This window comes from Mycobacterium paraintracellulare, assembly GCF_000276825.1.
GTDB classification, from domain to species: domain Bacteria; phylum Actinomycetota; class Actinomycetes; order Mycobacteriales; family Mycobacteriaceae; genus Mycobacterium; species Mycobacterium intracellulare.
In genome coordinates this window covers 79,966-94,820 of the sequence record NC_016948.1, presented here as the reverse complement: position 1 = coordinate 94,820, position 14,855 = coordinate 79,966, and the positions used below count along the sequence as shown (strand labels likewise).

The window sequence follows — 14,855 nt, the reverse complement described above, 5'->3', positions numbered from 1 at the left end:
GAGAACCGTGGCGGCGCATGACATGTCGACGGTTGACCGAAACGTGCCCCAACCGTTATCCGGCGCCCTTGCCGTTGTCGACGCGATAGACGGCGCCGTGGATGGCCGCGGCGGCGTCGCTGGCAAGGAAGGCGATCACGTTGGCGACGTCGAGCGGCTGCATCATGCCGCGTGGGGAGGCCGTGCGCATGATCAGGTCGTAGTTCGGATTGTCCGGGGCGCTGAACTGTTCGATTTGGGGTGTGAGCATCCCGCCCGGGCACACGGCGTTGACGCGCAGGCGATCCGCCGTGTATTCGACGGCCAGCGCGCGGGTAAGGCCAATCAGCCCATGCTTGGCGGCGCAGTAGCCGGCCGAGTACGCCTGGCCCTCGACACCGGCGATCGAGCTGACGTTGACGATGTTTCCGCCTCGCTCCAGCAGGTGGGGCAGCGCGGCCCGGCAGAGAAAGAAGGGGCCGTTCAGGTTGACGGCGACATCCTGCTCCCAGTCGGCGTCGGACATCGACTCCGTGCGGCGCATCTGGTGTTTGCCGGCGACGTTGACGAGAATGTCTAAGCCGCCGAATTCGTTGACGCACTGCTCGACCGCGTCCCTGCAGGCCCGGGGCGAAGCGATGTCCACCGATGCGTGGCGGCCGCGTTCCACGTCGGCGAAGACGCCGGCCAGGCGTCCGGCGTCGCGACCGATGCCGAAAACCGTTGCGCCCTGCCGCGAGAACAGTTTGGCGGTTTCCGCGCCCAGTCCCGACGACGCGCCCGTCACCAATGCCACCTTGTCCTGCAGCGCAGCCATGCCAGCTCTCTTCCTTCGTCGCGGCGAGTTCGATGCGGCGTGCATGCTTCGGGCAGGCTAGTAGGACCGCATCCGCACGACGCTACCCCGCAGAAGGTCAAGTGGGGCAACCGGTCTCGATCTTCGCCCACTCGCGAACATCCGCTCGAGCTGCAGGCTCTGCCGAAGTCGGCGTGCCGTGACCACCGCGACCAGGTTGATCGCCAGCTTGCCCAGCGCGATCCTGCTGGTGCGCTTCTTCCAGCTCGGCCGCGTGGGACGCGCACGGCGGCCGACGTAGTAGCCGATGCACGTCGCTGTCGTGAGCGCGCAGATCGCCGCGATTACCGTCACGTGATGAGCGTCCTTCGTCACGGTCGCGGGAGGGTCACGCGCCGGCCACACTCCGGCCAACAAGTCTCAGGCCAGGTCGTGAGGCACGGAACCTGCCGATTCAAACAAGCTGGACCTCAACGCAATGCGATATCAGTCGATGTCGGCGCCGCCCGACATCGAGATCAGGACGCGGCGGTCACCACCGAGATGGGGATATTCGTCGTCGGGCAGGGGTACCGACAGTTGCTGTTCTGCCCAGTCGGCGGGGTCGGCCTCCACTGGCAAAAAGCTGTCCCGCGCACCGAAGTATCTGCGCGCACGGCTGTTGAGCATGGCTGGTTCGATCACGGTTACCCTCCTTCGCGACTGATGAATAACCCCGACTGTCAACATGTTTGGCTTTGTGAGGGTGGGCCGCCCGCCCCCGGACGAGTCGCCTGGCTATGGCAGTGGCCGAACCTCATCCGTGCAGGATCGAGGTAGTGCCCACGGAGTTGCCCGGGCGCGGCGGACTGGCCCATTCATCCTCGTTGTGATCTCATCACCTGCCTTTCTCCATCCTGGTGTTACCGGGCTTGGCCGACGGTCGCCGCGGAGGGCTGCGCTGCACGGCGCGCACATTGGGCGCGGGCGCGCGCCATGGCGGTGCGCATACCTCCCAGGACCGACCAGGTGACCGGGGCCCAAGCAGGGCGCACCCGGCCACTGGTGGCGCCGGTGGCCGACGAAGCAGGGTGACTGACGCCGCGCACAAGATGGCGTCGACCTCGGCAATCAGGACCGCCACCTCCGGATCATCGGCCAGCAAGAGCCCCGTCTGCCGGCCTGCTGATCCCTCGGCGTCGGTGCCGGGCGCCGCTGTCCCGGTGCCGCAGTGCGTCATCACCAACTCACGTTCTGTCAGCATGGCACCGGCCCATCAGGCGCTGATTGCGGTCTGCTGCCTATCCCCGCGGTTGACCGCGATCTTGCGTGGCTTGGCCTTCTCGGCCACAGGGATACGTAACCGCAGTACCCCGGCGTCGTAACACGCGTCGATATGTTCGGTGTCGAGATTGTCGCCGAGCACCAGTTGCCGACTGAACACCCCACGCGCCCGTTCGGTTGCCAGCATCTCCCGGCTTGGATCGACGTCGGGGCGCTCGGCGCGCACCGTCACCACATTGCGCTCGATGTCGAGGTCCAGCGACTGCTCATCGATTCCCGGCAGATCGAATTCGACCACGAACTGCTCGCCGTCGCGCCAGGCATCCATCGGCATCGCGGCAGGACGTGCCGCGGTGCCCGATAGCTGCTGAGTGAAGCGGTCGAGGTCACGAAACGGATCGCTACGAACCAACATGGTCGTCACCTCCAACACTCCCATCTGGTGTCTGTTCGCATCGGTTATCTATGCCTTGCGGCATAGTTTTTATATAGCTCGGGTCGGCGATCTTGGCAAGGGTCTGGCGAAGATTTTCGGGGCCAGTTGCCGAGAGATGTTGCCGGCCACCGCATGCAGCGGGAGATCGGGTTGACGTGACCGGGCGACGGCGCCCCCCTTCGGCGCAAGACCCCCGCGCCGCAATCGCAGAATCGCCCGGCACTGTACGCCTGTACAGCGTGCCACCGGTGTCACAATACAACGAACCGGCTGAACGAGGAGAACATGGCAGCATCCGCGCGGCGTGTGGGCGCCGAGACGTCCAAGACCCGGGACACCCTGCTCGACCATGTCGAGAAAATGATGCTCGACGAGGGATACGCGAGCGTGACCTACCGCGCCCTGGCCTCGGCCGCCGGGGTCACGCCCAGCCTGGTCCAGTACTACTTCCCGACACTCGACGACATTTTTCTCTCGGCGATCCGCCGCTATTCCGAACGCAGCCGACGGCTCCTCGACAAAGTGCTCGAATCGCGCCCCGATGATCCACTCCGCGCATTGTGGGAGTTCAGCCGTACCGAGGCATCGGGCGCGTTGATGACGGAATTCATGGCTCTGGGCAACCACCGCAAATCCATCCAGGCCGAGATCGCCGCGGTGACCCAGGCCAACCGCAAACGTCAGGTCGATGCGCTCGTCGCCAAATTCGGCAAGAGCGCACGCCCGGGTGGACACTTCTCGCTACCCGCCCTGCAACTGCTGATCTCCGGGCTGCCCAAGTTCCTCAACCTCGAAGAGGGCATCGGCGTCAAGACCGCCCACAAGGAAGTCACCAACGCCTTCGAGAAGTACCTGGACTCGATCGAACCGGCCCCAGCGCCGAAACGTAAGACCGCCCAACGGCGTTCACCGTAGCGTTCAGGGCGGACTTCTCCAGGGAAGCCGGATCGAATCAGGGCGCAGCCAACTGCATAGCGACACCGCGGTGCCGCTCGGCTAGCGCATCACATGGGCGCACTGGGTGTGCGGATGGACGTCAAACAGGTCGCGGTAGGAGGGTGGTTGCCGGCCGTCTTCATCGTGGATGCCGTACTTGACGGCCAGTTCCGCGCCGATGAGCGTCTGGCCGCTGAGTTCGATGCATTGGTGGTCGTTGTAGAGCGCCCAGATCACATGTCCGGTGAGCTCGGGTGTTTCGGCGCTGTCGAGGATGTGCCCGAATTTCTCGGGGTTGCTGGCGATGATGGCGCGGACGCGGTCGGTGAGCAGCGATCCCATCCAGATCGATACCGCCGTGATCCCAGTGTCTTTGAAGTCGACGGCCATGTCGGCGGCCATCTTGTCGACGGCGGCTTTCGGCACTCCGTAGGCGGGTCCGAAGGCATAGTGCACCGAGCCCGACGAGGAGGTGAAGGCCACCAGGCCGCGTCGCTGCGGGAGCATCAGGGGTGCGGCATAGACGGTGGCGACGTAGCTGCTGCGCACGCCGACATCCAGGGTGTCGATGACATTGAGCGGCTCTTCCCAGAACTTGGTGCGCCCCATCATTTCGTCGCGGATGAGGGCGGCGTTGTTCACCAGGATGTCGATGCGGCCCTGTTCCTGCTCGATCCGGGTGAACAGCGCCTTGACCTGTTCGTCGTCGCCGTGATCGACACGCACGGCGATGCCCTGTCCCCCTGCGGCGCTGACCATTTCGGCCGTCCGGTGGATCGTGCCGGGCAGGGCGGCGTCGCCGGCGTTCTCGCTGCGGCCGGTGACGTACACGGTGGCGCCGTGCTGTCCGAGGGCGTGGGCTATGCCGGCTCCGGCGCCGCGGCTGGCTCCGGTCACGACGGCCACGCACGGTGCGGACGACATGAGAGTTCTCCTGTCTGTCGGGTCAGCCGACGATCGCGGGCATGGAGTCCCAGCCCCGGACGGTCGAAGTGCGCGAACGACGCGCGTTGTCCATGTCGATGGTCCACTCGGGAAATCGCTTGAGCACCTCCTCGAGCGCGACGCGGCCCTCGAGGCGGGCCAGTGGTGAGCCGACGCAGAAGTGGGCGCCGCGACCGAAGGTGAGGTGTCCGCCAGGCTTACGGCGGATGTCGAACCGGTCGGGGTCCTCGAAGTGCCGTTCGTCGCGATTTGCCGAGGCGAGCATCAGCAGTATCGCGCTGCCGGCCGGCACCATCTGCTCCTGGAACGCGACATCCTCGGTCGCGACGTAGCGCGCGACGTGCGGCCCGGGCGGCTCGAAGCGCAGCAGTTCCTCGATCGCCGTCGGGATCAGGGAGTGGTCTTCGGCGAGTTCCTTGCGTTGGTCGGGGTGTTCGGCCAGGACCTTGCCCATCCACCCGAACAGCCGACCGGTGGTCTCGACGCCGGCGCCGGCGACGACGGCGAGGAAGATGACCAGCTCTTGCTTGGTCAACTTGCGCGTAGTTCCGGTTTCGTCGTCGAATTCGACGTTCAGCAGCTCGGTGATCAGGTCCTCGGACGGGTGCTTCTCGCGCCACTCGACGTATTCGCCGAACATCTCGCCGGTGAAGTAGTGCTCCTTGTCGACGTGCATAGGCTTGCCGGCTTCGTTGCGCAGCACCGCGTTGGCGTGGGCGCGCACCGCGGGCTGCTCGGAATCCGGGATGCCGGCGAGCATCCCGATCGTTTTCATCGGGAGTTCTGCCCCGAGGTCCTGGACGAAGTCGAAGCGTTCACCGCCAACCAGCGGATCGAGGCAGGCGGTGCAGAACGCGCGCACCTTGTCCTCGATGGCGCGCATCTTCTTCGGTGTGAATGCGCGCGACACGATGGCGCGGTGGATGGTGTGCACCGGGGGATCTTCATTGATGAAGACGCCTGCCGGGATCATCGGATCTGTGAGCACGACTTCGAGGATGTCGCCCTTGGCCGAGCTCAGGCGAGTGGTGTCCTTGAGCGCCGCGTCGACGTCGGCGTAGCGGCTGATGCCCCAGAAGTTGTGCCGCTCGTTGTAATAGAGCGGGGATTCGTCGCGAAGCCGGCGATACGTCGGGTAGGGGTCGAGGTCGATCTCGACATCCCAGGGATCGTAGTACAGGTCGTCCATCTGCTGCCTCCAAAGTTATTGCCGAGCGGCGCGATTCGTTTGGCATTCGGCCTAGATGACGGCACCGCCGTTGACGCCGATCACCTGGCCGGTGATGTAGCCCGCGGCGTCGGTGCACAGGTAGGAGCACAATCCGGCGACGTCCTCGGGCGAGCCCAGGTGGCCGGCGGGAATCGCCCGCGTCAGGTACTCGGTCGGCGGCAGCTTTTCCAGCCGCTGTTGTTCGCGCAGCATCGGGGTGTCGATCGCGAATGGCGGAATGGTGTTGGCGGTGACGCCTTTTCCGGCGTAGTCCCGCGCGACGGTCTTCGTCAACGCGATCACCCCGCCCTTGGTGGCCGAGTAATGGCCCTGACGTGGCGCGCCCTGTTGGCCGGCCGCCGACGAGATGGTGACGATGCGCCCCCATCCGGCGGGGACCATGTCCGCGAGGCCGGCCTGCAGGCTCAGGAAGGTGCCGGTCAGGTTCACCGCGAGGAACCGATTCCACTCTGCCAGGGTGATCTGGTCGAACCGCGTGAACCCGCCGATGGCCGCGCTGGTCACCAGGATCTCGACGGGGCCGAACTGTGCTCGCACCGTGTCGAACGCGGCGTGAACCGACGCTTCCTCCGATACGTCGACACCGGCCGCGACGGCTTTGCCTCCCGCCTCGTGGATTTCGGCGACGACCTGGGTGGCTGCCTCCTCGTTCAGATCAAGGACGGCCACCCGGTGCCCGTCGGCAGCGAGCATCGTGCAGATCGACCGACCCAAGCCCGATCCGCCGCCGGTCACCACCGCCACTCGGCTCATCTCAGACACGCTCCTTGCCGCACCGACATTGGGTGGGTGCTGTACGAATGTACAGCGATACGTACGCCGTAGACAAGGCGGCCGCATTTCGCTGATGTTGTACAGTCGTATTGCGTCTGTTGCCGGTCGCGACGATGGGAAGTGGTGTTGTGGACGACAGGTTCTCGATGCAGGGGCGGGTTGCCGTCATCACCGGCGGCGGCACTGGGATCGGCCGGGCTTCGGCACTGGTCCTGGCCGAATACGGCGCCGACGTCGTGCTCGCCGGACGGCGGGAGGAGCCGCTGAAGGCCACGGCCGCCGAGATCGAGGTACTGGGACGGCGGGCACTGGCCGTGCCGACCGACGTGACCGATGCCGCGGCGTGCCAGTCCCTCGTCGATACGACGCTGGCCGAATTTGGCCACCTGGATGTGCTTTTGAACAATGCCGGTGGCGGTGAGACCAAATCCCTGATGAAGTGGACCGACGACGAGTGGCATCGGGTGCTGGACCTGAACCTGTCCAGTGCGTGGTATCTGTCGCGCGCGGCCGCCAAGCCGATGATCGCCGCGGGCAAGGGCGCCATCGTCAACATCTCGTCCGGCGCCGGCCTGTTGGCCATGCCCCAGGCGCCGGTGTATGCCGCCGCGAAGGCCGGGCTGAACAACCTCACCGGCTCGATGGCCGCGGCCTGGACCCGCAAGGGCGTGCGGGTCAACTGCATCGCCTGCGGCGCCATCCGCACGCCCGGCCTAGAAGCCGACGCAGAGCGTCAGGGCTTCGACGTCAACGTGATCGGACAGACCAACGCCTCGGGTCGCGTTGCCGAGCCGGATGAGATTGGTTACGGGGTACTGTTTTTCGCCTCTGATGCGTCCAGTTACTGCTCGGGTCAGACGCTGTACATGCACGGCGGGCCCGGCCCCGCAGGTGTCTGAGACACAGGCGAGACGCGAGGTCTGCTGGGGTTGTAACCACAGATCGGATTCCAACCGAGGCGATCTACCTCGTCGCTGAGGTTCACCACCGTTCGGCGGGGACGTCTTCGATCGTCAGCGGACGGGCGTAGGAGGGATCGGTGCGGTCCCACTTGCCCTTGATGAAGCCCTTGACGGCGCCCGATGCCATCACCGAGGAATCGCCGCTCATCATCCACTCGAGGGTGCAGCGGCGCAGCGCGATCTTCCAGACCCCGTCGCGGCGCTCGAGGCGATCGAGGTAACGGCCGCCCATCAGCGACACGATCTTGCCGCCCTTGGCCCGCATCGCCCCGATGACATAGCTCTCCGCATGGGCTTCGTCGCCATTGATCTCACAGGTGTGGGTGGTGATGTTGTGCAGGTGGTCCTCGAAGACCATGCTGTGCGCGTTGTTGGCCCAATCCCCGTATTCGGGGCCGAGTTTCACGGTCGGGCCGTGTTCGTCCACGCCGTCCTCGAAATAGACGCTGCCCATCAGTTCCGTGTCGTGGCGGTCATGCCCACGGGACTGGTTCATCACGCAGTCGAGGATGGCGGTGCGATCCTCGAGGTACTGCACCCGCTGCTGCAGTTGCTTGAGCTCGTCGCCGTTGGTCATGACGGTCCTTCCGCTGAAGTAATGGGTTCGCTGTACATCTGTATAGCACACCGTGGGGTCGACCTCATCAAGGCGGGCGTGTTCGTTCAGGACGGCTGGCCTCGTTGTGATCAACCTGCGAGAGGCCGCGTGTTCGACTACGCACGCCGGGACACGGACTACGCACTTTCAAGGGCGCGAAGGACTGCCTGGACACGCGAAGCTCATGCCGTGCGACCCGGACCGGCATGAATTTTCCACCATTCCTCGCCGGCCCGTTCGGGTCCGCCCTTCAACTATCGAGGAGACGAAGATGAGCCTGGCGCACGCCTCAGACGCCCGGATGGCCCCGGCGGACGAGTTGGTGCCGTCGCGCTACGCGGTGCGGGTCGGCGAGATTGACGTGCTGGTGATCAGCGATGGGGTGCTACCGATAACCACCTCGACGTTGGCCACCAACGCCGCCCCCGCCGAGCTGGCAGGCTGGCTGGGCGATAACTTCCTGCCGCCTGAGGTGGTCGACTGGCCGCTGAACGTGGTCGTGGTGCGTAGTGGTGACCGGACCATCCTGGTCGACGCCGGGCTGGGGCTGGAGTTCCCGGACTTCCCGCGGGCGGGGCAAACGGCGAAGCGACTGGAGGCCGCGGGTGTCGATCTGGCATCCGTGACCGACGTGGTGCTCACCCACCTGCACATGGATCACGTGGGCGGGCTGCTCACCGAAGGGCTGAAGGACCGGTTGCGTCCGGACCTGCGGATCCACGTGGCGGCCGCAGAAGCCGATTTCTGGGAGGCACCCGACTTCTCCCACACCACCATGCCGGAGCCGATACCGGACGTGCTTCGCTCGGTCGCCTCGCGATTCCTGGACGAGTACCGCGACCGGCTCCGGACGTTCGAGACGGACTACGAGGTGGCGGCGGGCGTGTTCGTCACCCGCACCGGTGGTCACACCCCCGGGCACAGTGTGGTCCGCCTGGCTTCGGGCGGCGACCGGCTGACATTCGCGGGTGACGCCGTGTTTCAGGTCGGATTCGAAAACCCCGAGTGGCACAACGGATTCGAGCACGACCCCGAGGAGGCGGCCCGCGTTCGGGTGCGTCTCCTGCGGGAGTTGGCCTCGACAGGCGAGTCGCTGGTGGCCACCCACTTGCCGTTCCCGTCAGTGTGCCGGGTCGCGGTCGCCGGCAACGTCTTTCGGTGCGTACCGACCGTCTGGGATTACTGACCGCTCCCGGGTGGTCGCGCCATTGTCGCTGCCGGACTAGGCTATCGCGGTAGCGTCGGCCGACACACGAAGGAGGCGCTCGCATTGACCGACATCATCAACGACGCTTTCTCCCGCCGGGTGTTCATGCGGGGCGCCGCGTTATCGGTGCCCGTCGTGGGCGCCGCGCTCGTCGTACCCGCCGCGTTGGCCGAGCCTTCGGAGTGCAGCGATCCATCCGGCATGGTCGGCAACTGCGCGGTGCAGCTACCCCAGGAATTCACCTCGACGAGTTTCAGCACAACGGCCATCGCCGGAGGTACGAACTACTCGATTCTGTTCAGCACCAAGATCCCGAGAGGCCCGCTCGTACCTTCGGGCGCCACCGGTTACCGCATCCGCAGCGGCAGTGTGTCGGGCACGAAGCAGGACGGAACCCCGTTCCGCCTGACACCAGGGATCGGCGAGGTGGGACCACGGGTCCTCGGAGCACGTTCGGCGTCATCCCTCGGCTTCGCGCTGGATGTGCCGTGGAATGCCGACCAGCTCGTGCGTTCGTTCCTGTACGCCTACGAAGTCGAGTTCTTGACCGGGCTGACCGGAATTCAGACCTGCCCGTACACGACCACCATGACGCTCGCGGACAACGGGATGACCCTCGGTGGTGTCGGCTCGGTGACGTTTTCCCAGCCGAGGCTTACCGATTGCGGCGAGGCACCACCGCCTCCAGAGTGAACCAGTCGCACAGCTTCCGTCGCTATCCCGCTGCTCGGGTTTCGGAACCAGGGATGGTCCTACCCTTGACGAACTTCCACCGCTCAACCAGTGCGTCGCCGAAAACATCGTTCTGCCAATAGAATTCGATGGACATTAGTACTTCGAGTATGATATGACCCGGCTGTTCGCGATTGAGGCCAGGATTGGGGCCGGCACCTATGGGGTGCAATTGGTCGGCGCGCCCCACCGCGGCATGGGCCGCAAATACGTCGCGCAGCTTCTCGACCGAGCCGCGGGGCCCGCGGCACCGGCCGTAAACGATCTGTGGGCCGACAAGGGTAATCCCTTGCCGGCCCACAGATTACGTAAAGATCAGACCGCGGTCACTCCGGTGGCCTGGGGGCCCTTGGCGCCCTGTCCTACCTCGAACTGAACCCGCTGATTCTCCTCCAGTGAGCGGTAGCCACCGCCCTGGATCTCGGAGTAGTGGACGAAGACGTCCGCACTGCCGTCATCGGGGGCGATGAAGCCGAAGCCCTTTTCGCCGTTGAACCATTTCACGGTTCCTTGCGTCATATCTCTTGTACTTCTTTCGTTTACTTTCGCGAATGCAGAACACATTCACCCTTCAGCCTACCCCACAATTGGAGTCCCTGAATCCGTCTTCTACGGCGGCGCCGCGCCGGGGGCCCCCACCGGACGAGATTTACGCGTCGATCATCACCGTAGGTTGCCAACCTGCGTGGCGGTGGACGACTCCTTTACGCGCCGCTCGACGCGATGCCAATCGACCGGCTACGGCGTGAAGGCCATGCGATCACGGCTCCGTTGCGCACACAGCTCGCCACCCCGTCAACGCCCCCCGGGTCGGTTGGCGTGGTTGACGCGACGGTGTTAGCGTAGCCACCGTCGCTGACTCGGAACCCGAGTTTCGCTTCGGTTGGCAGCCATCTTCTCGCGTCAACCGGGCTGTCCGGCGTCTGACTGAACGCAACGAAAGCTGGGGGAACGCACGCGGTGTTTCGAGTGTTGAGACGGTTCTGGATCCCGCTGCTGCTGGTGGTGGTCGTGGCACTAGGCGCGTACGCGATCACCCGCATCCGGGAGTCCACCGGGCATCACGGCCCGAATCTGGCGGAGGGATCCGGAATTACCGCGAACTTCAATCCGAAGCACATCCGGTATGAGGTCACCGGGGCGGGTGGGACCGCGAATCTCAACTACCTCGATGAGAACGGACAACCCCATCTCATCGAAAACGCCCCGCTGCCCTGGTCTTTCACGATCGTGACGACGCTGCCGTCGATGTCGGCCAACATCCTGGCCCAGGGCGATCGGGGCACCCACGATCTTCGGTGTCAGGTGACCGTCGACGGTCAGGTGCGTGACAGCAGGACGAGCACCGACGCCATCAAACCGTTCATCTACTGCTTGGTGAAATCCGTATGAGCAACTTGCACACGAAGCCGCACCGCCCGTTCGTTGGTCGGATGGTCCGGATCTTCTCGTTGCCGATCATCGTGTTCTGGGTGCTCGTCGCGGTGGGCCTGGGCGTCTTGACCCCGTCGCTCGATGCCGTCGCGGCGACGCGTTCAGTGCCTATCAGCCCCACCAATTCGGATTCGTATCGGGCGATGCTGCACATCGGCAAGGTGTTTCAGCAGTACGATTCCGACTCCACAGCGATGGTCGTGCTGGAGGGCAAGGACAAGCTCGGCGACGCGGCGCACAAGTTCTACGACAAGATCGTCGCCAAGCTGGAAGCCGATCATCAGCACGTGCAGAACGTCCAGGACTTCTGGAGTGATCCGCTGACCGCGGCGGGCTCTCAGAGCGTGGACGGCAAATCCGCCTACGTGCAGATCTTCCTCAATGGCCCCCAGGGCACGACGCCCAGCCACGAGTCGGTGGCAGCGGTGCGTGACATCGTTGCGTCGGTACCAGCGCCGCCGGGTATCAAGGCCCATGTCGCCGGTAATACCGTGCTCAATGCCGACACCAGCGTGGCAGGGCACCAAAGCATGGCGATCATGGAGCTGGTGTCGGTCGGCGTCATCATTGTGATGCTTCTGATCGTCTACCGCTCCGTGGTGACGATGCTGGTGTCCATGGTCATCATCGGCCTGGAACTATTTGCCGCACAGGGCATTACGGCCACGGCGGGCAACCTGAACATCATCGGCTTGACCCCGTACGCGGTGAGCATGGTGACCATGCTGGCCTTGGCCGCCGGGACAGATTATGTGATCTTCCTACTCGGGCGATATCACGAGGAGAGATCGAAAGGCCTCGATTCCGAAGAGGCGTTCTATGTCGCCTACAGCGGTGTCTCGCATGTCATCCTGGGTTCCGGGCTGACCATCGTCGGTGCCTGCTTGTGCCTCACCATGACCACGCTGCCCTACTTCCAGACCATGGGTCTGCCCTGCGCGATCGCAGTTGGGGTGATCATCGCCGCAGCCCTGACGCTGGCGCCGGCGATCCTGACGGTGGCATCGAAGTTCGGTCTGCTCGACCCCAAGCACAACGTGGTCTCCTCGCCGGGTTGGCGCAAGGTCGGCACCTCCGTGGTTCGCTGGCCCATCCCGATCGTCCTGGTGACCTGCGTGATCGCCGTCGTGGGTTTCGTCGCCCTGATGACGTATGTGCCGCAGTACAACGACCAGAAGTTCACCCCCGCCGATATGCCCGCCAACCAGGCCATGGGCGTCGCGGACCGGCATTTCTCCCAGGCCCGCATGAACCCCGAGCTGTTGATGCTCGAGGCCGACCACGATCTGCGTACCCCCGCGGACATGCTCGTGATCGAAAAGGTCGCCAAGAATGTCTTTCGCATGCGGGGCATCGATCGGGTGCAGACCATCACCCGCCCGCTGGGCGCGCCGATCGAGCACAGCTCGATCCCCTTCCTGCTTGGTGCGCAAAACGCCGGCACTCTGCAGGCCGCGAAGTTCAACAACGACAACTCGGCGCAGATGCTCGAACAGGCCGACGAGATGAGCCGGACCATCGCCAACATGCAACGCATGTACACCATCACCAAGGAGATGACCGAAACCACGCACAGCATGGTTGGCAGGACCCACGAGATGGTGGACACCACCAACGAATTGCGGCAAAGCCTCGCCGATTTCGAGGATTTCTTCAGACCCATTCGCAGCTACTTCTACTGGGAAAAGCACTGCTACGACATCCCGATCTGCTTTTCACTGCGGTCAGTCTTCGACACCCTGGACGGAATCGACGCCCTCGCCGACCAAATACAAGGCCTCACCACCGATTTGGATCGGTTGGATCATTTGCTGCCGCAGATGTTGCCGGTGCTGCAGAACACCATCACCTCGATGACAAAGATGCGCGACTTCATGATCGCGACCCATAGCACCCAGGCCGGCACCCAGGCCCAGCAGCAGGAGCTGGCCAAAGGCGCGACGGAGATCGGCCTGTACTTCGACCAGGCCAAGAATGACGACTTGTTCTATCTGCCACCGGACGTGTTCGACAATCCCGACTTCAAACGTGGCATGAAGATGTTCATGTCGCCCGATGGCAAGGCAGTCCGGATGATCATCACCCACCAGGGCGACCCGGCCTCGGTGGAGGGTATCGACCATGTGCGGGGCCTCAAAGGTGTTGTCGCAGATGCCCTCAAGGGCACCCCGCTGAGTAATGCCAAGGTCTCACTCGCCGGCACGGCATCGCTGTATGCCGACATGCAGGACGGCGTCGTCACCGACCTCATGATTGCGATCATCGCGGCGATGATCCTGATTTTCGCGATCATGCTGTTGATCACGCGCAGTGTGGTGGCCGCCCTGGTGATCGTCTGCACCGTCGCCGCATCCTTGGGTACCGCGTGTGGTTTGTCGGTGCTGCTCTGGCAGGACATCCTGGGGCTGGGCGTGCAGTGGATCGTGATCCCGTTGTCGATGGTGATCCTGCTGGCAGTGGGTTCGGACTACAATCTCCTCGTGGTCTCGCGCTTCAGGGAAGAGATACACGCCGGGCTCAACACGGGCATCATCCGTGGCATCGGGGCGACCGGACGCGTCGTCACCGCGGCCGGCCTGGTGTTCGCCTTCACCATGATGGCGATGATCGTGTCCGGCCTGCGCGTGGTCGGTCAGCTCGGCATGACCATCGGCATCGGCCTGGTGGTCGATACGTTGATCGTGCGGGCGTTCATGACCCCCTCGATTGCCGCCGCGCTGGGCCGCTGGTTCTGGTGGCCGCTCAACACCTTTGAGATCACCAGGCATGGCCGTGGCGGACCCGAGCCAACTCCGGTCGACGACGACAACACTGCGCCCCTTGCGACAGCGAGGGCGTGAGAGCCGTGACCGAGTCTGGCAAGCTGGCGGCGGGGTTGGTCGCCGCGGCGGAATGCTTGTCAGACACGGAATCAAAACTGCGCCAACGCACCCAAGGCCGGCTCGATCGATCCCGCGATCCCGCGATCCTCGACGCCGCGCTGGCCGCATTAGCCGAAAACGGTTACAACGACACCAATATGAACGATATCGCCGCGCGAGCGGGTGTTGGTAAAGCGGCGATATACCGCCGCTGGGCGTCGAAGGCCGCGTTGATGACCGATGCGCTTGTGTATTGGCGGCCCGACCTCATCGACGACGATGCCCCGGACACAGGCAGCCTTGCCGGTGACTTCGACGCGGTGGTTGAACGTGTAGCGCGCGCCGATGACGACCTGATCTCCAGCGATCTGGTGCTGCGAGTGGCGATGGAGGCGATGCACGATCAGCAGCTCGCATCGGCCCTCGACGAGTTGATGCTGCTCAAGGGCAGGCGCGTGGTGACGGCCATCCTCCGACAGGCCGCCGCCCGCGGCGAGGTCGCACCCGACGGGGACTGGACCCTTATCGCCGACACCTTGACGGGAATGGGGCTGATGCGGGTCATCAGCGGTCAAACCGTCGACGCGAAGTTCGTCCGCAGAGTCATCGACACGCTCATCCTGCCTGCCGTCTGCGCGGCGAGCACCAAGGATGGTGGCGGGAGCGCAAAGTAGCGCCGGTTCGACCAACGACGTCGGACG

16 protein-coding genes are annotated in these 14,855 nt (G+C 64.6%); 7 read left to right on the top strand and 9 right to left on the bottom strand.

Annotation, left to right across the window (positions count from 1 at the left end; translation table 11 throughout):
• Window positions 1-55: 55 nt before the first annotated feature.
• The 4 genes from OCQ_RS00460 to OCQ_RS00445 form a co-directional block, all read right to left on the bottom strand.
• Window positions 56-796 carry an SDR family NAD(P)-dependent oxidoreductase gene (locus tag OCQ_RS00460; RefSeq protein WP_009952096.1) on the bottom strand — a complete coding sequence of 247 codons (741 nt, stop codon included), beginning with the start codon at window positions 794-796 and terminating at the stop codon, window positions 56-58.
• 57 nt (window positions 797-853) lie between these two features.
• A complete protein-coding gene (locus OCQ_RS00455; RefSeq protein WP_014383609.1) occupies window positions 854-1,129 on the bottom strand; it encodes a hypothetical protein in 276 nt (91 codons plus the stop codon).
• Between the two features lie 132 nt (window positions 1,130-1,261).
• The gene (locus OCQ_RS00450; protein WP_014710772.1) at window positions 1,262-1,459 is read right to left on the bottom strand and encodes a hypothetical protein; all 198 of its coding nucleotides are present in this window, start codon (window positions 1,457-1,459) and stop codon (window positions 1,262-1,264) included.
• A gap of 571 nt (window positions 1,460-2,030) precedes the next feature.
• On the bottom strand, window positions 2,031-2,453 hold the full coding sequence (locus OCQ_RS00445) for an Hsp20/alpha crystallin family protein (protein ID WP_008262748.1): 423 nt from the start codon (window positions 2,451-2,453) through the stop codon (window positions 2,031-2,033).
• A 306-nt stretch (window positions 2,454-2,759) separates the two neighbouring features.
• On the opposite strand from OCQ_RS00445, the gene OCQ_RS00440 reads away from it, so the two are divergent.
• The gene (locus OCQ_RS00440; protein ID WP_008262744.1) at window positions 2,760-3,389 is read left to right on the top strand and encodes a TetR/AcrR family transcriptional regulator; all 630 of its coding nucleotides are present in this window, start codon (window positions 2,760-2,762) and stop codon (window positions 3,387-3,389) included.
• Between the two features lie 81 nt (window positions 3,390-3,470).
• On the opposite strand, the gene OCQ_RS00435 is transcribed toward OCQ_RS00440, so the two are convergent.
• From OCQ_RS00435 to OCQ_RS00425, 3 genes are read right to left on the bottom strand one after another with little or no spacing between them, the layout of a single operon-like run.
• Window positions 3,471-4,334 (bottom strand): SDR family NAD(P)-dependent oxidoreductase, encoded by an 864-nt coding sequence (locus OCQ_RS00435; RefSeq protein ID WP_014710769.1) that lies wholly within the window; start codon window positions 4,332-4,334, stop codon window positions 3,471-3,473.
• 22 nt (window positions 4,335-4,356) lie between these two features.
• Entirely contained in the window at window positions 4,357-5,544 is a 1,188-nt protein-coding gene (locus OCQ_RS00430) for a cytochrome P450 (protein ID WP_014383606.1), read from the bottom strand.
• Window positions 5,545-5,595: 51 nt separating this feature from the next.
• Window positions 5,596-6,339, bottom strand: a complete 744-nt coding sequence (locus OCQ_RS00425) for an SDR family NAD(P)-dependent oxidoreductase (protein ID WP_009952105.1) — start codon at window positions 6,337-6,339, stop codon at window positions 5,596-5,598.
• 149 nt (window positions 6,340-6,488) lie between these two features.
• Between OCQ_RS00425 and OCQ_RS00420 the strand changes: the two genes are divergently transcribed.
• Complete coding sequence (locus tag OCQ_RS00420; RefSeq protein ID WP_014383605.1) at window positions 6,489-7,259, top strand: SDR family NAD(P)-dependent oxidoreductase; 771 nt, start codon at window positions 6,489-6,491, stop codon at window positions 7,257-7,259.
• An 82-nt stretch (window positions 7,260-7,341) separates the two neighbouring features.
• Here OCQ_RS00420 and OCQ_RS00415 read toward each other — a convergent pair whose 3' ends face one another.
• Window positions 7,342-7,899: a nuclear transport factor 2 family protein gene (locus OCQ_RS00415; protein ID WP_014383604.1), complete on the bottom strand. Its 558-nt coding sequence runs from the start codon at window positions 7,897-7,899 to the stop codon at window positions 7,342-7,344.
• Window positions 7,900-8,191: 292 nt separating this feature from the next.
• On the opposite strand from OCQ_RS00415, the gene OCQ_RS00410 reads away from it, so the two are divergent.
• Both OCQ_RS00410 and OCQ_RS00405 read left to right on the top strand, forming a co-directional pair.
• The gene (locus tag OCQ_RS00410; RefSeq protein WP_009952109.1) at window positions 8,192-9,106 is read left to right on the top strand and encodes an MBL fold metallo-hydrolase; all 915 of its coding nucleotides are present in this window, start codon (window positions 8,192-8,194) and stop codon (window positions 9,104-9,106) included.
• Between the two features lie 84 nt (window positions 9,107-9,190).
• Complete coding sequence (locus OCQ_RS00405; protein WP_008262709.1) at window positions 9,191-9,820, top strand: hypothetical protein; 630 nt, start codon at window positions 9,191-9,193, stop codon at window positions 9,818-9,820.
• A gap of 354 nt (window positions 9,821-10,174) precedes the next feature.
• On the opposite strand, the gene OCQ_RS00400 is transcribed toward OCQ_RS00405, so the two are convergent.
• Window positions 10,175-10,378, bottom strand: a complete 204-nt coding sequence (locus OCQ_RS00400) for a cold-shock protein (protein ID WP_009952110.1) — start codon at window positions 10,376-10,378, stop codon at window positions 10,175-10,177.
• Between the two features lie 450 nt (window positions 10,379-10,828).
• Between OCQ_RS00400 and OCQ_RS00395 the strand changes: the two genes are divergently transcribed.
• From OCQ_RS00395 to OCQ_RS00385, 3 genes are read left to right on the top strand one after another with little or no spacing between them, the layout of a single operon-like run.
• Entirely contained in the window at window positions 10,829-11,251 is a 423-nt protein-coding gene (locus tag OCQ_RS00395) for an MmpS family transport accessory protein (RefSeq protein WP_014383602.1), read from the top strand.
• A complete protein-coding gene (locus OCQ_RS00390; protein WP_051019681.1) occupies window positions 11,248-14,133 on the top strand; it encodes an MMPL/RND family transporter in 2,886 nt (961 codons plus the stop codon). Before OCQ_RS00395 ends, OCQ_RS00390 begins: the two co-directional genes overlap by 4 nt.
• Window positions 14,134-14,138: 5 nt before the next feature.
• Window positions 14,139-14,828 carry a TetR/AcrR family transcriptional regulator gene (locus OCQ_RS00385; protein ID WP_014381579.1) on the top strand — a complete coding sequence of 230 codons (690 nt, stop codon included), beginning with the start codon at window positions 14,139-14,141 and terminating at the stop codon, window positions 14,826-14,828.
• Window positions 14,829-14,855 lie beyond the last annotated feature (27 nt).